Source organism: Porcibacter vitabionis (genome assembly GCF_046263795.1).
GTDB lineage: Bacteria > Bacillota > Clostridia > Lachnospirales > Lachnospiraceae > Lachnocurva.
In genome coordinates this window covers 89683-110617 of sequence record NZ_JBJYZD010000003.1, presented here as the reverse complement: position 1 = coordinate 110617, position 20935 = coordinate 89683, and the positions used below count along the sequence as shown (strand labels likewise).

Genomic DNA, 20935 nt, shown 5'->3' with positions numbered 1-20935 from the left:
ATCCGGACTTCCTGTCCCTGTTATGTGCCGGGATTCTGGCTTCGATAACGCTCCAGGCCAAGAGTATTGACCCGTTCCAGCTCCTTTTCAAACTCTCTCGACGAGATCCGCCTTGCTCCTTCTCCGACAACGATCATCTGTTCCAGGCCATCGGAGGTGATCACGGTAATGTCCGCATCCTCCCGGCCGGCGATCTCATGAGTCGTCCGCTCGATATAGGCATCTGCCGTCTGGGCTTCCCTGGTATAAACAACATAGAGATTGTTCCAGTGGCTGCCTGCACCCGGATTGCCCTTAACCTTATAGGCATCAAAAACAACAATCAAAGTACAGCCCAGATGGCCCTGATAATTCGATAAAAGATCCAGAAGCTTTCCTCTGGCCGCATCCATATTTTTGTTCGACAGATCCCTTAATTCCGGGGTCGTAAAGATCACATTATAGGCATCCACCAGGACATACTGCTTCTTTTTTGCTTTTGCCTTCTGTTTCTCTTCCCGGCGTTTTTTCTCTGCCGGATGGGTCAAAAGATAGGCTTCCTTTGCTTCTTCCCTGATCCGGTCTGCCTTTTCCCGGTCAAAATCCCGGTTTAATGCCTGACCCAGATCTTTTCTCTCTATTTTACCATAGGTTGCTTCAAAAATCCGCTTTAGATCTTCCTCCAATCCCCCATAGCCCTGATAAGAGTCTTTCTTTTCCGGTGAAATATCGACCAGGCCCTTATCTCCATTCTCATAGCGGAGGTTCTGGGGCCGCATAGGATCGTGGCTGTCCTCATCCTGAATATTAGCCTCGTCTCTCTCCAAGGCTTCTTCCTCCGTCAGATATTCCCGATGCACATAAATATTCTGATAGGGATGGGTACTGTCGGTTTTATAATCATATGCGATCTTTTGAATCACTTCCTCTGCATTTGCTAATGTGCGATAAAGAAGTAATAGAAGTGTAAAAAATTTTGCCGTTCCTATCCGGCACTTAGGGCTGTGTCGGATAGGTCAGGCGTTAGGCTTCCGGCAAGTCTATCTTGCCGACAAAGCTGTAATAAATCTCAATGTCCTGCCTGCGGGTGCCGTTCTCGTCATAGCTGCACTCATGCACGACGATTTTCTCAATCATTTCCCGCAAGAGGGTGGGGGTCAATTCTTCAAAAGCAAGGTGCTTTCTCACAATCCCCATGAATTTCTCGGCGTTGACGGTGGCGGCCTGCGACTTGGAAAGTTCCTCCTGCAAAGCGGCAGCCCGGTCTTTCAGTTCCCGCTGCTCCTGCTCATAGTCCGCCGACAGCTCCATGAAACGCTCGTCGCTGATTTTGCCGCTTACATTGTCCTCATACAGCCGCTTGATAATGCGGTTCACTTCGGCAATGCGTGTCTGGGCCTGTTCAAGCTGCTTCGTGGCTGCGGCGGTCTTTCTCTTGCCGCCGATTTCGTTCTGCTGGATGAGCAGCTTTACAAAGCGGCTCTCATGCCTGGCGGCGTATTCCGTCACTTGCCGGAGATTGGAAAGCACGCCCGCCGTCAAAAGGTCGGTGCGGATAAAGTGTGCCGTACAGTCACGGGTACGCTTCTTGTAGCTGCCGCAGATATAACAGTCCTGCTTGCGGTTCTTGTTCTGATACCGCTGCTGATACAGCACATGGCCGCAGTCGGCGCAGAACAGCATACCAGAGAACAGCCCCACTTCATCATAGCGGTTCGGGCGTTTTCGCTGCTTGCGTAACTCCTGCACACGCTCCCATGTTTCCGTGTCGATAATCGGCTCATGGTGATTTGGGAAGATAGCCTGCTTCTCGATGGGGTTCTCAACGCTGTGCTTGACCTTGTAAGAGGGCTTCTCCGTCTTGAAGTTTACCAGACAGCCAGTGTACTCCCGGTTTTCCAGCAGATGGACGACGGTGTTTGTCGCCCACTTGCACTCATAGCCGGGGTGGTAGCGTCGGGTGCTGCCCGTCCTGCGGTATTCCAGCGTCCCCGGCGTGGGAATTTGCTGCTCCGTCAGCATACGGGCAATCTTGGTCGGGCCATTTCCCGCAAGGCAAAGCTGGTAAATCTGCCGGACAACCGGGGCGGCTTCCTCGTCAACGATATAGTTCTCGTCCTTGTCCATGAGATAGCCATAGACTGGCTTGCTGGTTACAGGCTTGCCGCTCATGCCTTTTGCTTTCTTTACTGCCTTGATTTTCTTGCTCGTATCTCTCACCAGCCATTCGTTAAATAAGTTCCGCAGAGGGGTAAAATCATTGTCCATGCCGCCGTTTGCGCTGTCCACGTTGTCATTGACAGCGATAAAACGCACGCCCTTTTGAGGGAACAGCATTTCCGTGTAAAATCCCACCTGCAAGTAATTACGCCCCAGCCTGCTCATGTCCTTGACTATGACGGTGCCGACTTTCCCGGCTTCAATGTCTGCAAGCATGGCTTGAAATCCGGGCCGCTGGAATAATGAGGTGTGATAGCGATAGCGGCAAAAAGCTAATAAAATCAATGGTTTTGCGGACAGCGGATAGACAGGGAATGTGTTAAAAACTGAATACGCACACAAACGGCGTTACCTTAACCCCTTTGGGGGAGAAAGTAACGCCGTTTTTTTATGCCCGCAGGAAAGGAGGTGCAGCCGGAATGTATTTCACAAAGGGCAAGCAGCGGGCGTTTGAATTGCTCATGCAGCAGAAGCCGGGATTTGACCGCTATCAATCCGGTTGTGCCGGAGATGATGAAGATTGCGGCACTTGCCGTTTCTACCGCCCCGGGTGGAAATATGAGTTTTGCGTTTTCAAAGAGTGTCCCTATTGCCCCGGCAAAAGGACGCGGAAAACGCACGCCAGCATGGACAAATAGACGGTCAAAAGCCCTTGTGCCATGCGGCTTTGCAGACGCGAAAACGGCAAAGGGCATATTGCAATACCAAAACAGCCGAAAACGGCTTTCTAATTGTCCACGCATACCAAGAGAGGAAGTGAGGAAATATGGCAGTTTTCAGAGTGGAGCGAAATACGGGATATACCGTTATGAGCAACCACCACTTGCGAAACAAGGAATTGTCCTTAAAGGCAAAGGGCTTGTTGTCGCAAATGCTTTCGCTGCCCGAAGATTGGGATTATACCCTTGCGGGCTTATCCCATATCAACCGGGAGAAGATCGACGCAATCCGCGAAGCGGTAAAGGAACTCGAAAAAGCCGGATATATCGTGCGCAGCCGGGAGCGCGACGAAAAGGGACGCTTGCGGGGCGCAGATTACGTCATATACGAGCAGCCGCAGCCGCGAGAGCCGGAAGCAGCTACCAGCGGCGGACAGCCGCCTATATTGGATTTACCTACATTGGAAAATCCAACATTGGATAATCCAACGTTGGAAAAACCTACGCAGGAAAAACCTACGTTGGAAAATCCAACGCAATTAAATAAAGATATATTAAGTAAAGAACAATCAATTACTGATTTATCAAGTACCGATTCCATTCCTTTCCATTCCCTAAACCCCTTGCCCTTTGCGCATGGCGAAGCGGCTACGCCGCCGGAAAGGAAAAGAACGGAAGCGAAAAGCAATAGCGCAGTAGAGATTTACAGGGAGATTATCAAGGACAATATCGAATACGACCATCTCATTCAAAACTGCAAAATTGACAAAGACCGTTTGGACGAGATTGTTGACCTTATGCTGGAAACCGTCTGCACAGCCCGAAAGACAATCCGTATTGCCGGGGACGACTACCCCGCCGAATTGGTGAAATCCAAGTTTTTGAAGCTGAACAGCAGCCATATTGAGTTTGTTTTGGATTGCATGAGGGAGAACACAACCAAAGTGCGCAACATCAAGCAGTATCTAAAAGCGGTGCTGTTCAACGCGCCGAGTACCATTGACAGCTACTATACCGCCCTTGTCAATCACGACTTATACGGCGGCGAATGAGCATAGCCGCACTTTACCGGGAAAGGAGTTGATACCTTGCAGGAGGAAGTAACCCAAAAAACGATTGCCCTATACGTCAAAGTGGGAAAAGGCGCGGCTTACCGAACAGGCGTTACAGAAAGCAATCCAAAAGTTTTTGGAGCAGAAAAGCAAACCCGCGCATGGGAAACAGACCATGCGGCAGCTTATGAAGCAGAACGCGGGTGTTTCCAACATCGAGATCACCGACAGCAATATTAAAGCCTTTGAGAGTACGGCGAAGAAATACAACATAGATTTTTCGCTAAAAAAGGTTAAGGGCGAGCAGACCCGTTACCTTGTGTTTTTCAAAGGCCGGGACGCGGACGTTATGACCGCAGCGTTTCAAGAGTTTTCCGCAAAGAAGCTGAACCGGGAGAAAAAGCCCTCTATCCGCAAAGCCCTTGCCGCTGCAAAGGACAAGGCGAAGCAGCTTAACGCCGCCCGCGACAAGGTAAAGAAAATGGACAGGGGGCGCGAGATATGAAGCAGATCAACTACAAAAAGCTGATACTTCCGAATATCCCCTATGTGTTCTTTGTCTATCTCTTTGATAAAGTCGGACAGGCGGTGCGGCTTGCCCCCGGCGCGGATATTTCTGCAAAGATACTGAATATCACACAAGGATTTTCCGCAGCCTTTGAAAACGCCTTGCCGAGCGTTTACCCGTTGGATTTGCTTGTCGGCATTGTCGGTGCGGTGATTATCCGCTTGATAGTCTATGTCAAAGGGAAAAACGCGAAGAAATACCGCAAGGGCGCGGAGTACGGCTCTGCCCGATGGGGAAACGCCGAAGATATAAAGCCCTACATAGACCCGGATTTCCAAAACAACATCATTTTGACGCAGACGGAACGGCTTACCATGAACAGCCGCCCGAAGCAGCCGAAGTACGCGAGAAATAAGAACGTCGTCGTGATCGGCGGCAGCGGCAGCGGAAAAACAAGATTTTTTGTCAAACCTAATCTAATGCAGCTTCATTCCTCTTACGTCTTAACCGACCCGAAAGGTACGGTTTTGATTGAGTGCGGGAAGCTGCTGCAACGGGCGGGCTACCGCATTAAGGTACTGAATACGATTAACTTCAAAAAATCTATGCACTACAACCCCTTTGTGTATATCCGCAGCGAGAAAGATATTTTGAAGCTGGTAAATACGTTGATAGCGAATACCAAAGGTGAGGGAGAAAAAAGCGCGGAGGATTTTTGGGTAAAGGCAGAACGGCTTTTGTATTGCGCGTTGGTGGGCTACATCTGGTACGAAGCCCCCGCCGAGGAAATGAACTTTATTACCCTGTTGGAACTTATCAACGCCAGCGAAGCCCGCGAGGACGACGAGGAATATCAAAGCCCCGTCGATTTGCTGTTTGCCGACTTGGAAGAACGCGACCCCGACCATTTCGCGGTGAAGCAGTACCGAAAATATAAATTGGCGGCGGGCAAAACCGCAAAATCAATCCTCATTTCTTGCGGTGCGAGGCTCGCTCCTTTTGATATAAAGGAATTGCGCGATCTTATGTCCTACGACGAATTAGAACTTGACACGTTAGGCGACAGAAAAACAGCTTTGTTTTTGATTATGAGCGATACGGACAGCACGTTTAATTTTGTTATCGCTATGCTGCAATCGCAGTTATTTAATCTCTTGTGCGACAAGGCCGACGACGAATACGGCGGCAAGCTGCCGGTTCATGTTCGCTGCCTGTTAGACGAGTTTGCAAACATTGGACAAATCCCGCAGTTTGAAAAATTGATTGCCACAATCCGCAGCCGGGAAATCTCGGCTTCTATCATTCTGCAATCGCAGAGCCAGCTAAAAGCCATTTACAAGGACGCGGCAGAAATCATACTTGACAATGCCGACAGCACCTTGTTTTTGGGAGGGCGCGGGAAAAATGCAAAGGATATTTCGGAGAACTTGGGACGTGAAACAATCGACAGTTTCAACACTTCCGAAAATCGCGGCACGCAGGTTTCTCATGGCCTCAATTATCAGAAATTGGGAAAAGAGTTGATGACACAGGACGAAATCGCAGTTATGGACGGAGGAAAATGTATTTTGCAGTTGCGCGGCGTGCGCCCCTTTTTCAGCGATAAGTACGATATAACGCAGCACCCGAACTACAAATACCTTTCCGACTTCGACAAGAAAAACGCTTTTGACGTTGAACGGTATATGTCCACCCGTCCGGCAATCGTAAAGCCCGACGAACCCTTTGACATATACGAAATAGATTTGTCCGACGAGGACGCAGCCGCCGAATAAAAACGGCGGCATTTTTATTTCCAACAACATTTTTTGAGCCGTTTTAGCGGCAGAAAGCGAGGTTTATATGGATTTTTTCAACAGCGCAGTTGACGTATTGCAGACTTTGGTAATCGCGCTTGGCGCAGGACTTGGCATTTGGGGCGGCATTAACCTCATGGAGGGGTACGGCAACGATAACCCCGGCGCGAATGCTCATGTACGGTAAAGTATCACAAGAAAATTATGTCGAATTGACAGCCGCCTCCGCTATACCGAATAAGGAAATAAAGAGTCCTCAAATTTTGCGCTACTAAATGAAGACGAGCGGAAGTAATCTCCCGCTCGTCAGTAAACTTAACTATGCCATATCAATCCCGCTTCTTTCCCGCCACCGGCACTAAGAACAGCGCGGGCAACAGCAGGAAAGCGGTACAGACCAGCCCCCAGGGTATGGACACCTGCTGGGCTACCAGCCCCACAATAGGCCCGCCGATGATCTGCCCGAAAGAGTCCAGCTGTCCGCTGGTGGAAAAGACTGTGGCGCGCATTTTCTCATCCACATGGTCGTTCATCCAGGCGGCCAGCACAGGCTCCTTGATGGTGCGCATAAGCCCCGCCAGCAGGAACATCAACAACATGAACCAAAAGCTCCGCCCCACCGCGAAGAGAACCAGGCACAGGATATACCCGGCGCTGGTGGACATGACCACACTGGTTCGGCTGACAGTCCCTTTTTTCTCCATGCGGGCGATGAGCAACTGAGAAGCCAGAATACCTAAGCCGCTGCCGATAAGACTGATAACACCGAACCAAGTGACGCTGTTCAGCGGCCCGATAACGGGTATTACCGTGTCATCCAGAAAATGAGCGGTGGAGAGCCGGTCAAAGCCTTCACTGGCAAGTCCCCCGCATAGTGTGATTGCTAAGAGCGCCAGCAACACAGGTGCGCCTTTCACAAAGCCCAGGTTGAGCTTGAACAGGCAGACAAAGTCTTTAAGCAAGCCCTGCCGTTCCTCAATAGCAGGGGAGAAGTTGGTTTCTGGCATGATGCGAACCATCACCAGCCCCAACAACAAGCACAAACTGCCCCCAAAGATGACAGGCATTTGCAGGTTTATGTTTCCCAGCAGTGTGCCCAGCACCACGCCCAGAACGCCGCCGATTTGCCCCATTTGACTGCCCCGCAGGAACACCTTGTCTATGGGTTTGTCCTCTTCCTCCGAGGCAATCCACGCCTCCAGAGCGCCGGTGATGAAGGTATCACCGCAACCCCAGACAACCTGGGCCAGCAGAACCGGCGCGAACCACGGTAGCGCACCCTCCATCAGAAAGCCCAGGCCGTAGAGGAACATTCCAATCAGCACCGAGCGCCGACGGCTATACAAATCCGCCACCACACCGGTGGGCATCTCGAACAGAAAGCAGGAGGTCTCCAGAACCGTCCCTACCAGGACAAGCTGGAAAGCATCCAGCTGCACCACCTTCAGGTAGTACACGTTGGACAGCACTGTGGACATAGAAAGCGCCAGGGAAAAGACAAATCGGAACAGCAGGTAGACAGAATATGCCTTTGAATTTTTAGCAAACATGAAGTTACATTCTCCTTTACGAATCAGTGGGTTGTTTGAATTTATTTTAAGCTATCACGTTTTACCTTCTTAAGCCTTACTATCATTACCATAGGAATTTCTTTGTTGGTTTTAAAACATTCTTCATAAAATCCATCAATGACAAATCCAGCTCTAAAACAAAGGTTAAAAATATCTTGTATGGAACGATGATAATAAATCTGCTCTTTCGGTTGCCCTTCAATCGCTATATCATAGTAACTGTGCGGTGTCATATATTTTTCAGTCAACGTGACAAAACAAGGGTGTTGCGTTGCAAAGACAAAAATTCCGCTTTCCTGCAACAGTTCATAAACAGCCATAAGAAGTGGTTCAATATCCGTAATATCCATAATTGCCATATTAGAAACTGCTTTCGTAAAGGCTCGATTTCTTTTTAATTCTAATATACTTTTTCTATCGGTCGCATCCGCCACACAAAATTCAATTTGTTTTGCATATTGTGATTGCCGTCTTTTAGCCAATTCTATCATTTTTTTGCTGTAATCAAAAGCGACAACCGAAGCGCCTCTTTGTGCAAGATACGAAGAATAATTTCCATTGCCACACGCAATATCCAAAATGTAATCCGCAGGATTAGGAGATAGAAGTTCCGTTACTTTGGGACGCACTACCTCTCTGTGAAATTCATTAGATTCGTCACCCATTGCATTATCCCAAAATTGTGCGTTCTCCTCCCAGATTTTTTTACTTTCCTCTGTTCCCATGTTCTCTCCCACTCCCCAAATTTGCTTTTTTGCTTCCATTAAATCTTCCTTACTACATTCCATTGTTACCCTCCATAACTTCTGATTGTTGCCGTCTTGACGATTATGTATCTTTACATTACCTTCTGAAACATATGGCGCACCTTGTCCAGGCGGCTGTTTGGACGGCGGGGCTGGATGACTGGCTTGCCGACAGCGGCCTGATACCCTTTCAGTTCTGTAAGGCATACGCTCTGCCCGTTGGTGTAAAAGGCCAGATCAGTACGGTATGCCTGTATACAGCGGGCGGGAATCTCGCCAGTAAAGACAACTTCATCCTTTTTTTCCTGGACCGTTTCGATGGTGGCACAGTATTTCGGTGCATCATGATAAGCCCTGGAAAGGTATTCCTGGGGCGCATAGAGGGTGAAGGAGAGATAAGGTTCCAGCAGTTGCGTCCCTGATTCCTTCAATGCCTGTTCCAATACAATCGGGGCCAATGAGCGGAAGTCCGCCGGCGTGCTGACCGGACTGTAATAAAGCCCGTATTCAAAGCAAATCTTACAGTCCGTTACGTTCCAGCCGAACAAGCCCTGCTCCAGCCCGTAACGGATACCATCCCTGACAGCGTTTTGAAAACTCTGGTTCAAGTATCCCAGCGAAACCCGGCTCTCGTATTGTACACCGGAGCCAAGCGGGAGTGGTGTAACAGACAGTCCGATGGATGCCCAAAACGGGTTGGGCGGCACCTCGATATGGATGGTGTGGCTGGCTGCTTTGAGCGGCCGCTCCATATAAATGACGGTGGGTTCCTTTACCACTGTTTCAAGCTTGTATTTTTCCGACAGCAAAGCGGAAACAACCTCCAACTGCACCCGGCCCAAAAAAGAAAGAATGATCTCATGGGTGATGGAATCCACCTCGCAGCGCAAAAGCGGGTCAGTATCCGCAAGTTGCGTAAGAGCGTCCAGCAGCCGTTCTCTTTGCGCTGCCGTTTTCGGCGCAATCGACGTCCGCAGCATGGGGAGGGGGTCCTCACGCCACCTTTTACGAGGGAGCCGGGTTGGGTCCCCTAATACATCGTTTAACCTCACGCTGTCGCTGGGAAGGATAACAATTTCACCCGGATAAGCGGTGTCTGTCCGAACAATTTCCCCTTTGGATGGAATACGCATCTCTGTGATTTTCAGCTTTTCTCTCCCGGCCAGGGCCACCGTATCCCGCAGGCGCAGCGTTCCGCTGTATAGCCGTAGATAGACACGCCGCTGGCCGCAATCTGTATACTCCACCTTGAAAACGCTGCCGCATAGGGCGGCGCTCCCCTGTTCCCCAATCGGTTGGAACAGCCCTGTCACCGCATCCATCAACGGTTGAATGCCAAGGCCCTTTTTGGCGCTGCCATAATAGACCGGGAACAGGGAGGCGTCTTGAACCCGCTGCTGTTCCTCCCGCGCAAGTTTTTCCCGGCTGATTGGTTCTCCTGCGATATACTTTTCCAATAATTCATCGTTATTTTCGATGACCGCATCCCATGCTTCTATGTCGGTATTTTCCTCCAGGACTATTTCCGGGGACAGCGACACCGTCTGCTTGATGATAATATCGGCGGAGAGCTTATCCCGAACAGACTGAACCACGCTCTGCAAATCAACGCCAGCCTGGTCGATCTTGTTGATAAAGATAACGGTGGGAATGTTCATTTTCCGCAGGGCATGGAACAGAATACGGGTCTGGGCCTGCACGCCATCTTTAGCGGAGATCACCAAGATGGCCCCATCTAAAACAGCCAAAGAGCGGTACACCTCCGCCAAAAAATCCATGTGGCCGGGCGTATCCACAATGTTAACTTTACATCTGTGCCACTGGAAGGAAGTGACTGCCGCTTGAATGGTAATCCCACGCTGCCGCTCCAAAAACATGGTGTCTGTTCTTGTAGTCCCTTTATCCACGTTTCCCTGTTCCGCAATCGCTCCACTGGCATATAGCAGGCTCTCCGTCAAGGTCGTCTTTCCTGCGTCTACGTGGGCAAGAATGCCAATATTGATTATTTTCATGTGATTGTCCTCCTTTTACAGCCCGAAGGGCATAAAAATCCCCAGCAGTAAAATACTTTTACCACTGGGGATTATAAGTTGCGGACATACACATATACAGCATACACCTGTTTGTGAGTGCTGTTTTTGGGGATATGTCAAAATTGATAAGGCAAAAGTATTCTTAAATTGGGTACAAAAAACTAAGCCCCTACAAAAGGGACTATCATAATCCTTTGTTCCCACTATTTGATTATAGTTTTATTTAAGAATACCTTGCCGCATATTTTTTACTCCTTTTCTAGATTAAATCATTGTATCACATCAGTTTTAGGAAAGCAAGTACCTAAAAGAAATTTTTCTTCCCCTTATATGTAACAATCATACCGGCTTCCTAGCGTTCAGAATGTTTTCTGCTGTCTGCTGTGGTGTTTGGTTGGAATTGTCCAACCAAAAGCCGATCCGTGGTGTTGTCTGCATTTTACTAAATACAAATTCAATGTATACAGAAAGAAATATATAAGGAGTGGGAGGGATTCCGCCGTAGTCGGCATTGTAGGAAAATCCAAAAGTTTAGATTTTCTCAAAATGCTTATCTTTTGGTCTTTGGTTCGGAATAGTGTAGTGCTGGCGGTCTATCTATTGTTTTCGGTTGCTTGCTTCTTTACCGTACATGAGCATTATGACAGGGGAGATAACCGCCCGGCTCCATGGAAAGCCTGCCGAGCCCTCCGGTATAGGAATTGACCTGGGCCTGATAATCTCCAAGTTCAGAGACCGGCACAAAGCCTTCGATCATGCAGCTGTCACCGTTCTGACTGGGGGATTCGATTTTTCCTTTCATTCGGCTTAAGTCATTCAGGGCCCGGCCGATTTTATCCTGTGGAACCGTAAGATGGATGCGGTAATAGGGTTCCAGGAGGACATTGGTCGCCCGAAGGAGGGCATCTCTTACCGCGAGTTCCGTTGCCTTTCGAAAGTCGCCTCCGACGGTGTGTTTCTTATGAGAAGCTCCGGATACAAGGACAAAGCGGAGATCCGTAAGGCCGGAATTGGTCAGAACCCCCGTCAGGCGGCCGCTTCGCAGGGTCCTTAAGATCTGATGCTGGTAATTTTCTTCCAGGACGTCCGTCGGACAGATGCTTTCGCAGGAAATGCCTTCCCCCGCTTCTAAGGGTTCAAGGCGAAGCCTTACATCTGCAAAATGCCGTAAAGGTTCAAAGTGTCCATGTCCTTCCACCGGCTCGCGAATCGTTTCCATGTAACGGATCTCTCCCTGATCGAAACTGACCTCCAGATCATACCGGTCCTGAAGTTTTCGGGTCAGGATCTCTTTTTGAATGGGGCCCATCAGACGAAGATGAATCTCATCCGTCTCTCTGGTCCATTCGACATCTAGCAAAGGGTCTTCCTCATTGATCTCTTTTAAGGCCACAAGAAGGCTGTGACTGGATGCAGTGCCTTCCGGAACTGCCCTGTACCGAAAGACCGGAGTCAGACTCGGCCTCTTTTCCTGCGGTTCAAATCCATAGCCCATGCCCGGAAGAGAGCCGGTCAGCCCGGGTATCCCAACAAGGTCTCCCGCTTTTGCAAGAGATACGGTTTCATATCGACTGCCTTGATATTTTCGAAGTTCCGTTACCTTGACAGGACCTGGAGTGATCTCCGTTCGCGGAGTCAGGGAGCCACCGGTGATCTTCAGAAAGCTGATCCTGTTCCCTTTCTCGTCCCGTGTAACTTTGTAGGTTCTTGCCCCGAATGTTTCCGGATAAGCAGGTGTTCGAACAATCGCTGAAAGGACCCGAAAGAGATTTCCTACTCCTTCATGGCTTCGGGCAGACCCGAAGACGACCGGGAAGATATGCCTTTCCTTCACGGCAGAAGCAAGCAGGTCCCCGTCGATCTTCATGGTTTCCATATAGGACTCCAGTAGTTTCTCATCTCCTGTTGCCACTTCCTCGGCCCAGTCCACTTGCTCTTCAAAACCTTCCGGGAAGGGAATCATGTTTTCCGACAGTTCCTCCCGTAATTCATCCATGATCTCACCCCTGCCCTTGTCTCGTACAAGATCCATTTTATTGACGAAGACAAGGACCGGAAGCTGGTATTTCTTCAAAAGATCCCAAAGGGTACGGGTATGGCTCTGAATGCCGGCCGGGCCGGAGATCAGAAGGATGGCATAATCCAGGACCGACAGGGTCCTCTCCATTTCTCCGGAGAAGTCCACATGGCCCGGGGTGTCCAGAAGAGACAGATGTAAGTCCCCGATCGAAAGCTCTGCCTGAGAGGAAAATACTGTAATGCCCCGTTCTGTCTCGATGGGATCATAGTCCAGAGTACTGGTTTTGGAATCTACGGAGCCCTCTTTTCGGATGCTCCCGGATTCATAGAGCATGGCTTCGGAAAGGGTTGTCTTTCCGGCGTCCACATGTGCCAGTATACCGATGACTGCTTTCTCCATCCGATACCTCCGATAAAAATTTCAAGTCATTCTACTTCAAAAATGATAACAGTTTTTTCTGTCATTTACGATCGATTCAAAGAAAAAAGTGCGAAAAAAATCTCCCGGTCTTTCCCGGGAGATTTTAATTAAGGTCTATTCTTTCACTTATTTCAGCTTCCAGATCTCGTCATTGTACTGGGCGATGGTACGATCGGATGAGAAGAATCCGGCATGGGCGATATTAACGAGTGCCTTTCTGTTCCATGCTTTTTGATCCTTGTAATCCTCGTAGACCTGATCCTTGACCTGAATGTATTCTTTCAGATCCAGAAGGGTCATGAACCAGTCTTTACTGATCAGCTCATGGTGGAGACGCTCCAGGTTCTCTGCATTACCGATCTTCCTTAATTCATCCCCGACAATAAAGTCTACCAGTTCCTTAATTTCCGGATCCTTGTAGTAATCTCCGGGATGATAGCCGCTTTCTGCATACAGCTTTACGACGGTATCTGCATCCTTACCGAAGATATAGATATTGTCATCGCCAACCAGCTGATGGATCTCCACATTGGCGCCGTCTTCGGTTCCAAGTGTCACAGCTCCGTTCAGCATAAACTTCATGTTCGAAGTACCGGAGGCTTCCTTGCTGGCCAGTGAGATCTGCTCTGAGATCTCTGCTGCCGGAATGATCTTTCCGGCATAGGTCACATTGTAGTTCTCTGCCATGACCAGACGGAAGTAAGGAGCTACCTCCGGATCATTTGCAGTCAGATCCTGCAGACAGAGGATCAGATGAATGATGTCCTTAGCAATGACATAGGCCGGTGCCGCCTTGGCACCGAAAATCATTGTGATCGGTGTAGACGGTTTCTTCCCTGCCTTGATCTCCAGATACTTATGGATCGCGTAGAGGCAGTTCATCTGCTGGCGCTTATACTCATGCAGTCTCTTGACCTGAACATCGAAAATCGAATCCGGATCGATGGTAAGTCCCTGATTTGCCTTCATATACTCTGCCAGGCGGACCTTATTCTCATGTTTGATTTCTCCGAGTTTCTTCAGAACTTCCGGATCATCCACATATTTCATCAGATCCTGAAGCTTCATGGCATCCTTCTTGTAATCATCGCCGATCAGGGAAGTGATATAGGAGGCCAGCTCCGGATTACAGTGCACCAGCCAGCGGCGGAAGGTAATACCGTTGGTCTTATTATTGAACTTTTCCGGATAGAGCTGATAGAAATTATGCAGCTCGGAATTTTCGAGGATCTCGGTATGAAGCTTTGCCACACCATTTACACTGTGACCGTAATGGATATCCATGAAGGCCATATGTACCCGGTTTTCATCGTCGATAATATAGGTCGACCGGTCAGTGACCTTAGAGCGGACACGATTGTCCAGTTCGCGGATGATGGGAAGAAGATGGGGAACCACGGCTTCCATGTAAGACATAGGCCAGGTCTCCAGGGCCTCTGCCAGGATCGTATGATTGGTATAAGCACAGGTCTTTGTCACAAGATCAATGGCCTCATCCATAGTGAATCCTTCCTTCTGCAGAAGGCGGATCAATTCCGGAATCACCATGGAAGGATGGGTATCATTGATCTGGATCGCTACATGCTTGTCCAATTCATGGAGGTCATAGCCCTTCTCCTTACACTCCATAAGGATCAGCTGGGCTGCGTTGCTGACCATGAAATATTCCTGATATACCCGTAAGAGACGGCCATTGTCGTCGCTGTCATCCGGATAGAGGAAAAGAGTCAGATTTTCCTTGATATCTGTCTTATCAAAATCGATGGAATCCTCACCGACGATTTGATCATTGACGGAATCCAGATCGAAAAGATGGAGCTGGTTTACCTTTCCCGTCTCATAACCGGGAACTGCAATATCATACAGACTGGAAGTGACGGTTGCCTTCCGGAAAGGTACCTCGAAATGCACATCTTCCCGGCGGGTCAGCCAGCTGTCCTTGGTGATCCAGGGATTCTTCACTTCATGCTGGAGATGATTTTCGAACTTCTGCTGGAAGAGACCGTAATGATAATTCAGGCCGACGCCGTCTCCCGGAAGATTCAGGCTGGCGATGGAATCCAAAAAGCATGCTGCCAGGCGACCAAGACCACCATTGCCAAGAGATGGCTCCGGCTCGATTTCCTCGATGTCGGCAATTTCTTTTCCATGCTTCTTTAAGATCTCATTGATCTCATCATAGAGTCCCAGGTTAATCAGGTTGTTAGACAAAAGCTTACCGATCAGAAACTCTGCGGAGATGTAATAGAGCTTCTTGTCTCCGGAGACTGCCGGCTCTTCTGCCATTTTTTCCTTGGTTAGCTGCATCAGAACATCAAATAGTTCTTCTTTGCTGCAGTTGTCCAGATCCTTTCCGCAGCGATCTTTCAACAGCTGATTGATTTTCTCTTCCATCTAATAACTCCTCCTGTAAATTTCTGCAAGAGCTGCAGATTCTACTTTTATCACAAAAAGCCTTAAAGCTTCATGTCTCTTACGGATTCCTGTTCCATCAGGCTTGCATCATAAACCAGATGCTCTACAGGTTCATTCTCCCCCTCAATCTGTTTCATCAAAAGCGCAACTGCCGACTTGGCCAGATGTACTTCCGGCTGCTTGATCGTTGTCAAAGCAGGTACCATATAACGTGTCATCTCCAGGCCATCGAAGCCAATCACGGAATAGTCTTCCGGGATCTTCTTTCCGGCCTCGGAAATCGCCCGGTAGGCGCCGAAGGCTGCAAGATCGGAAATCACATAGAGTGCAGTAAAGTCGATTCCGTCCTCGATCAGCTGCTTTGTCGCCTGATAACCTGCGGCTATGGAATAATCCGGGACATCCTCCGGCATAGAGCGGATCAGCTCCGGGTCCACTTCGATACCGTTATCCTTCAAAGCCTTGATATAGCCCTGCGTTCTTAAGTATCCTACAGCGGTATCCTCTTTTCGACCGGTGATGATCGCGATCCTCTTATGACCCTTTTTACAAAGATAGTCCACGGCCTTATAGCTCTCTCTGCTATCATCAATTGCAACAGTAGAGCAGCGGGTCACCTTTTCTTCCGGATTCAATGCAACCGTACAGAAAACGAAAGGGATATTCAGATCCTTGAGGCGGACCTCCGGATTCTGGAGAAAACCGCCCATGAAGATGATTCCTTTCAAGCGTTTCTCCTTGGCCAGCTGCATGGCTTCGTCTACGCCATTTTGCCGGTCATTGAGCTCATTCATAATGAACTCATATCCTCTCTTATGCAGTTCTTTCTCAAAGACCGTATACATGGACTGGAAGAACTGGTTGCCGACACCCTTGATCAGAAGTCCTACCGTATTGGATTCCGTCAGTTTCAGATTCCTGGCGGAAGAATTCGGTACAAAGTGAAATTCCTTTACGACACGAAGGATCCTTTCTTTGGTTTTGGCATTGATCCCGGGATCATCATTAATGGCACGTGATACCGTACTTGTACTTACTTTGCAAATTTTAGCAATATCCTTAATAGTAAGAGTTTCCATCCATCCTTTACTCTTTCTAATCCCCCACATCAGAAAAGCACGCTGACTTACGTCGGAAGATCCTATTGCAAACCATTCCCGGTAACGGTACCGTGCCAGATGTGTTTCTTTTGAATTACCCTTTCAATTTTGTAGGTTAACATCTTTTGGGAACGTTTTCAACAACATTGTCCCGCTCTGTCGATTCTTTCGTCAATAGTACAGAATTTTGGGGTTTCCTTTTGTGCACTTTTTTCATTTTTGCTAGCGTAAAGTTTTAGTCGGAAAAAAATATAAAAAGAGAACATCACCTGTGATAAGGTATTAAGCGGAAACCAAAAAACCTTGCAAAGGAGATGTTCTCTATGAATAAGAGTATACAACATTTTTCGGACGTATCGATCAATATTTTTCAGAAACTTCAGGAAAAATTTTATGAGGATCCTACAGACATGGCCTCCTTCATCTACGGGATCTCTGATGAACTTCGTACCCTTGGAGTGCTGATGATCCAGGAAACCCTGGAAGAGATCGATCAGCAGATCCGGAAAAGCGGAAAGAGAAAGCAATCATGGGTCATCGAAAAAAACTGTCATAAAAAGCTTGTTACTTCTCTTGGAGCGGTCGATTTCACAAAAACTCTGTTTACGAATAAAGAATCGGGGGAGATGGCCTACCTGCTCGATCGGATTCTTGGACTCAGCCCACATGCCAGACTCACAGAGGATGCCGAAGCACGTCTCCTCACGGAGGCCGTACAGACCTCCTATCGTCGTGGAGGGGAGGCAAGCACAATCTCGCCCGACGCAGTCAGTAAAGAGGCCGTAAAAGACCGCCTACATGCGCTTGAGATCCCGGATGAATGGGAAAAGCCGGAAACAAAACGGGTCGTTGATTATCTCTATATAGAGGCCGATGAGGACCATGTGTCCCTGCAGTTCCAGAATGCAAAAGGAGATCTGGTGCAAAATGCGGTCGGCCGGAAAAACAACTCACTGATCAGCAAGATGGTCTATGTCCATGAGGGAATCGAGCCGGATGCCCCAAAGAGTAAGCGGCATCATCTGAAAAATCCCCGGTATTTCGCAGATGTCTGTGGGGAGAAAGAGAACAATGCGTTCTGGGATCGGATCTACCGGTATATTTGTGATACCTACGAGGTGGATCAGATCAAGCGGATCTATCTGAGCGCAGACGGTGGCGGGTGGATCAAATCCGGGATGAAACGGATCCATGGCCTGATCTTTGTGATGGATGAATTCCATCTGTCAAAATATCTTATCCGTCTGACCAGTCACATGAAAGACAGCATCGAAGACGCGCGAAAAGAGCTGTATCACGCGATTCGCTATGGGACAAAGGAAGAATTCAATGCAATCGTGGATCGGCTCAGAGACTGCCTCCCGGAAGAGAGCGGGGCAGCCCGGATCGAGGAGGCCAGAACGTATTTTCTGAACAACTGGATGCCAGCGAGAAGAAGGCTGCTGCATCAGGATGGGGTAATCGGTTGTAGCGCGGAAGGCCATGTCAGTCACCTTTTGTCCAGCCGGATGAGCTCGAGGGCGATGGGCTGGAGCCGTACAGGTGCGAAAAAGATGGCTCAGCTGCGGGCGTATTATCAGAATGGCGGAGATATGCTGGAACTGGTAAGGAAACAGTCGGAGAAGCTTCCTGTGGCGGCGGGAGGAGAAGCAGAAGTGATCTATTCCGCAAGTGAGATGCTGGCCGAAGAGAGGAAGAATCAGAAGAACTATGGTAAGTATATCGAAAAGCTCCAGGCCAGCATACCGCAAGGATCAAGGAAGTATGTCCATCTGGAAAGAAACATTTGGGATCTGTGAGCCGTAAAGGTGAACAGAGGGCTGCTTACTTCTCTTAGGCGAAAGAAAAGCCTGCGCCGCAGTCCCTGTCAAGGGTGCATAGCACCGCTCCGCGGCCCTGCCCTTGACAGGGGGCTGCGGACGCAGGCCAAAAGGCAGCTAAGAGAAGTAAGCAGATCTGTGGCTTCGTGGAAGCTCAGCCTTGTGCTGCAGGAAAATAAGAAGTATAGTGGAGCCAGCATTTCGTTGCCTGATATCTTATCAGCAGTATCCAGGGTGTTCTCCTACCCATAAAATCCGAATATAAACTTACGCCGTCACAAGAAATGGCCAGGGTTGACAGTAACTTGGCGAAAGTATACAATGAAAATTGCTTGTGAAAGAGAATAAAAGAATATTTCCGCTAGGGGCGCTTTTGCTGAGACCGATGAGATCAGAATCATCGGACCCTTAAAACTTGACCCGGGTAATACCGGCGTAAGGAAGCTGAAAGTTCTAAGAGAAGCGAATCGGAATTTTGTTATTGCAGATTCGATTTTCATCTGACTTTTGTTTGTGCACCTCCCGGTCCGGGAGGATTTTTTTTGCCCAAAATGGGGTAAGACTTGTGGATATGGAAGGCTTTGAGAAGAGTAATCATTACGATGTGATAGGTGAGATCCGAAGGCAGAAACCTCTGGTTCATGCCATTACCAATCCGGTGACCATGACAGATGTCGTTAATCTGATCCTGGCATCTGGAGCAACCGCCATTTGTGCGGACGACCCGAAAGAGGCGGAAGAGATTTCCGCGATTTCCGATGTTACTTTATTGAATATCGGTATGCCATCCGATGGAAAACTTGAGGCTATGCTGGCAGCCGGGAAAAAGGCCAATGAATTGGGACATCCTTTGATTTTGGATCCGGTCGGCGCCGGTGCATCCCCTTATCGAAGGAAATTCCTGGAGAGGCTCTTAAGCGAATTACATCCGACTTGTATCCGGGGAAATCAGTCGGAAATGGCTGCCCTGATGGGGCTTGTCTTCCCGTCGAAGGGAGTAGAGGATGTTGGACTGTCTCTGGATCCTTTGAAGCTTCGAAAATTAGCTCGAGAATTGGATACGGTTCTCGCAGTAACTGGCGAGGTCGATTATGCAGTGAGCCCGGATCAGGTCTTAGCCGGCACTTCCGGAACGCCTTTACTAAAAAGGATCACAGGCAGTGGATGCATGTTGTCCGGATTCCTGGCGGCCTCTATTGGAGCATGGAATAAGGTAGTGGAGAACTCTAATGGAAATCATGAGGATCTGCTATCTCTGGTACATGAGAGTCTTCTTTTCTATGGACATCTGGCCGAACTTGCAGAAGAAGAAATGAAGACCAGGGCTTGGATGGGAACCATGACTTTTCGGACACTATTCATCGATGCGGTCAGTCAGGCGGCGGGGTGGTAGAGTTCAATCATTTGGAGGAAATATGAATTTCAATGCAAAATGCCTTCACCTCTATGCGGTTACAGATCGAAGCTGGTTGTCAGGCAGGAGATTAGAGGATGTTGTAGAAGAGGCTTTACGTGCCGGTGTTACGATGGTTCAGCTTCGTGAAAAGGAGATGAGATCCGAGGAGGTCCTGTCGGAGGCTCTTCTGTTACGAGATCTCTGCCATCATTATCAGGTCCCGCTTCTGATTGACGATGATGTTTTCGTTTGTCAGAAAGCGGATGCGGATGGTGTCCACATCGGCCAGGACGATATGAAGGTGAAACGGGCCAGAGAAATTTTGGGCCCGGACAAGATTATTGGAGCGACAGCTCATAACGTAAGAGAGGCTTTGCAAGCGGAGGCGGACGGAGCCGACTATCTCGGCTGTGGTGCGGCCTTTGGAACGAAGACAAAAAAGGATGCAAAGCCGATGGACCGTAATACTTATCGTGATATCACTTCTGCGGTGCACATTCCGGTATGTGCAATCGGCGGAATTTCGGAAGACAATATCAGGGAATTATCCGGCCTGGGTTTGGATGGGGTCGCGGTGATTTCCGGCATATTCGCTTCCGGTGATATAGAGAGATCCTGCAGAAATCTGCTTGCAGTCATAAGAGATCTGTAGGGGAGAAAAGGAGATTATTTATGAAACAGGAACATCTAAAGAAACTTGTAACATCGGCACTTCTGGTGGCTGTCATCATTGCATTGTCCGGATTCTATATCCCGGTTGGGGCATCCAAGTGCTTCCCGATCCAACATATGGTCAATGTTCTGGCAGCAGTTCTCCTTGGCCCTTGGTGGGGCGTTGCCATCGCATTTGCTGCTTCCCTGATCCGGAATCTGATGGGAACCGGATCTCTTATGGCCTTTCCCGGCAGTATGGTAGGAGCTCTTTGCTGTGGCCTGATGTTCAAGGCGACAAAAAAGTATATCCCGACCTATCTCGCTGAGGTTGTCGGAACAGGAGTGCTTGGGGGCCTGTTGGCTTTCCCGGTTGCAACCCTTCTGATGGGAAATAAAGAAGCCGCCTTATTTACCTATGTCCTTCCCTTCCTGGTAAGTACAGCAGGCGGGACCATCATCGCAGCAATTCTGATCACAGCATTGGATAAGACTAAGGTTCTCGGTCATATGAGACAGATGCTGACGGAATGATGATTCGAATTGTGA

16 protein-coding genes, 1 pseudogene and 1 riboswitch are annotated in these 20935 nt (G+C 48.9%); of the genes and pseudogenes, 9 read left to right on the top strand and 8 right to left on the bottom strand.

Annotation, left to right across the window (positions count from 1 at the left end):
• Positions 1-20: 20 nt before the first annotated feature.
• Positions 21-902, bottom strand: coding sequence for an NYN domain-containing protein (locus tag ACKX2L_RS03715; protein ID WP_497550330.1), 882 nt, complete (start codon positions 900-902; stop codon positions 21-23).
• 100 nt (positions 903-1002) lie between these two features.
• Positions 1003-2499: a recombinase family protein gene (locus tag ACKX2L_RS03710; RefSeq protein WP_380782715.1), complete on the bottom strand. Its 1497-nt coding sequence runs from the start codon at positions 2497-2499 to the stop codon at positions 1003-1005.
• Positions 2500-2618: 119 nt separating this feature from the next.
• Here ACKX2L_RS03710 and ACKX2L_RS03705 point away from each other — a divergent pair, with 119 nt between their 5' ends.
• The 5 genes and pseudogenes from ACKX2L_RS03705 to ACKX2L_RS03685 all read left to right on the top strand — a co-directional run bounded on the left by ACKX2L_RS03705 (position 2619) and on the right by ACKX2L_RS03685 (position 6401).
• Positions 2619-2837: a hypothetical protein gene (locus ACKX2L_RS03705; protein ID WP_002604486.1), complete on the top strand. Its 219-nt coding sequence runs from the start codon at positions 2619-2621 to the stop codon at positions 2835-2837.
• Between the two features lie 128 nt (positions 2838-2965).
• Positions 2966-3910, top strand: coding sequence for a DUF6017 domain-containing protein (locus ACKX2L_RS03700; protein ID WP_002604485.1), 945 nt, complete (start codon positions 2966-2968; stop codon positions 3908-3910).
• 36 nt (positions 3911-3946) lie between these two features.
• Positions 3947-4415, top strand: a pseudogene (locus ACKX2L_RS03695) (PcfB family protein).
• Complete coding sequence (locus ACKX2L_RS03690) at positions 4412-6193, top strand: VirD4-like conjugal transfer protein, CD1115 family (RefSeq protein ID WP_002604483.1); 1782 nt, start codon at positions 4412-4414, stop codon at positions 6191-6193. The pseudogene ACKX2L_RS03695 and the gene ACKX2L_RS03690 overlap by 4 nt, the downstream one beginning before the upstream one ends.
• Before the next feature lie 67 nt (positions 6194-6260).
• Positions 6261-6401 (top strand): Maff2 family mobile element protein, encoded by a 141-nt coding sequence (locus ACKX2L_RS03685; protein WP_003505404.1) that lies wholly within the window; start codon positions 6261-6263, stop codon positions 6399-6401.
• 142 nt (positions 6402-6543) lie between these two features.
• Here the strand turns inward: ACKX2L_RS03685 and tet(40) are convergent, their stop codons facing one another.
• The 6 genes from tet(40) to ACKX2L_RS03655 form a co-directional block, all read right to left on the bottom strand.
• Positions 6544-7764: a tetracycline efflux MFS transporter Tet(40) gene (gene tet(40), locus ACKX2L_RS03680; protein WP_497550331.1), complete on the bottom strand. Its 1221-nt coding sequence runs from the start codon at positions 7762-7764 to the stop codon at positions 6544-6546.
• Between the two features lie 41 nt (positions 7765-7805).
• On the bottom strand, positions 7806-8573 hold the full coding sequence (locus ACKX2L_RS03675) for a class I SAM-dependent methyltransferase (RefSeq protein WP_497550332.1): 768 nt from the start codon (positions 8571-8573) through the stop codon (positions 7806-7808).
• Positions 8574-8623: 50 nt separating this feature from the next.
• Entirely contained in the window at positions 8624-10543 is a 1920-nt protein-coding gene (gene tet(W) / locus ACKX2L_RS03670) for a tetracycline resistance ribosomal protection protein Tet(W) (RefSeq protein ID WP_497550333.1), read from the bottom strand.
• Between the two features lie 643 nt (positions 10544-11186).
• Complete coding sequence (locus ACKX2L_RS03665) at positions 11187-12983, bottom strand: GTP-binding protein (RefSeq protein ID WP_497552636.1); 1797 nt, start codon at positions 12981-12983, stop codon at positions 11187-11189.
• Between the two features lie 147 nt (positions 12984-13130).
• Complete coding sequence (locus tag ACKX2L_RS03660) at positions 13131-15398, bottom strand: glycogen/starch/alpha-glucan phosphorylase (RefSeq protein ID WP_497552635.1); 2268 nt, start codon at positions 15396-15398, stop codon at positions 13131-13133.
• Between the two features lie 62 nt (positions 15399-15460).
• The gene (locus tag ACKX2L_RS03655; RefSeq protein ID WP_497550336.1) at positions 15461-16498 is read right to left on the bottom strand and encodes a LacI family DNA-binding transcriptional regulator; all 1038 of its coding nucleotides are present in this window, start codon (positions 16496-16498) and stop codon (positions 15461-15463) included.
• A 344-nt stretch (positions 16499-16842) separates the two neighbouring features.
• Here ACKX2L_RS03655 and ACKX2L_RS03650 point away from each other — a divergent pair, with 344 nt between their 5' ends.
• The 4 genes from ACKX2L_RS03650 to thiW all read left to right on the top strand — a co-directional run bounded on the left by ACKX2L_RS03650 (position 16843) and on the right by thiW (position 20920).
• The gene (locus ACKX2L_RS03650) at positions 16843-18318 is read left to right on the top strand and encodes an ISLre2 family transposase (RefSeq protein ID WP_497552634.1); all 1476 of its coding nucleotides are present in this window, start codon (positions 16843-16845) and stop codon (positions 18316-18318) included.
• Positions 18319-18692: 374 nt separating this feature from the next.
• Positions 18693-18798, top strand: a riboswitch (TPP riboswitch).
• A gap of 112 nt (positions 18799-18910) precedes the next feature.
• Positions 18911-19732 carry a hydroxyethylthiazole kinase gene (gene thiM, locus ACKX2L_RS03645; protein WP_497551810.1) on the top strand — a complete coding sequence of 274 codons (822 nt, stop codon included), beginning with the start codon at positions 18911-18913 and terminating at the stop codon, positions 19730-19732.
• 22 nt (positions 19733-19754) lie between these two features.
• A complete protein-coding gene (gene thiE / locus ACKX2L_RS03640) occupies positions 19755-20387 on the top strand; it encodes a thiamine phosphate synthase (protein ID WP_497551809.1) in 633 nt (210 codons plus the stop codon).
• A gap of 20 nt (positions 20388-20407) precedes the next feature.
• Positions 20408-20920, top strand: coding sequence for an energy coupling factor transporter S component ThiW (thiW, locus tag ACKX2L_RS03635; RefSeq protein ID WP_497551808.1), 513 nt, complete (start codon positions 20408-20410; stop codon positions 20918-20920).
• The last annotated feature ends 15 nt before the right edge of the window (positions 20921-20935 follow it).

What these genes read in the sequence shown, in the direction of transcription:
- ACKX2L_RS03655 (WP_497550336.1), bottom strand. Translation starts at nt 16,498, where the DNA reads ATGGAAACTCTTACTATTAAGGATATTGCTAAAATTTGCAAAGTAAGT.
- ACKX2L_RS03690 (WP_002604483.1), top strand. Translation starts at nt 4,412, where the DNA reads ATGAAGCAGATCAACTACAAAAAGCTGATACTTCCGAATATCCCCTAT.
- thiM (WP_497551810.1), top strand. Translation starts at nt 18,911, where the DNA reads ATGGAAGGCTTTGAGAAGAGTAATCATTACGATGTGATAGGTGAGATC.
- ACKX2L_RS03705 (WP_002604486.1), top strand. Translation starts at nt 2,619, where the DNA reads ATGTATTTCACAAAGGGCAAGCAGCGGGCGTTTGAATTGCTCATGCAG.
- ACKX2L_RS03700 (WP_002604485.1), top strand. Translation starts at nt 2,966, where the DNA reads ATGGCAGTTTTCAGAGTGGAGCGAAATACGGGATATACCGTTATGAGC.
- ACKX2L_RS03650 (WP_497552634.1), top strand. Translation starts at nt 16,843, where the DNA reads ATGAATAAGAGTATACAACATTTTTCGGACGTATCGATCAATATTTTT.
- thiE (WP_497551809.1), top strand. Translation starts at nt 19,755, where the DNA reads ATGAATTTCAATGCAAAATGCCTTCACCTCTATGCGGTTACAGATCGA.
- ACKX2L_RS03665 (WP_497552636.1), bottom strand. Translation starts at nt 12,983, where the DNA reads ATGGAGAAAGCAGTCATCGGTATACTGGCACATGTGGACGCCGGAAAG.
- ACKX2L_RS03660 (WP_497552635.1), bottom strand. Translation starts at nt 15,398, where the DNA reads ATGGAAGAGAAAATCAATCAGCTGTTGAAAGATCGCTGCGGAAAGGAT.
- thiW (WP_497551808.1), top strand. Translation starts at nt 20,408, where the DNA reads ATGAAACAGGAACATCTAAAGAAACTTGTAACATCGGCACTTCTGGTG.
- ACKX2L_RS03675 (WP_497550332.1), bottom strand. Translation starts at nt 8,573, where the DNA reads ATGGAATGTAGTAAGGAAGATTTAATGGAAGCAAAAAAGCAAATTTGG.
- ACKX2L_RS03685 (WP_003505404.1), top strand. Translation starts at nt 6,261, where the DNA reads ATGGATTTTTTCAACAGCGCAGTTGACGTATTGCAGACTTTGGTAATC.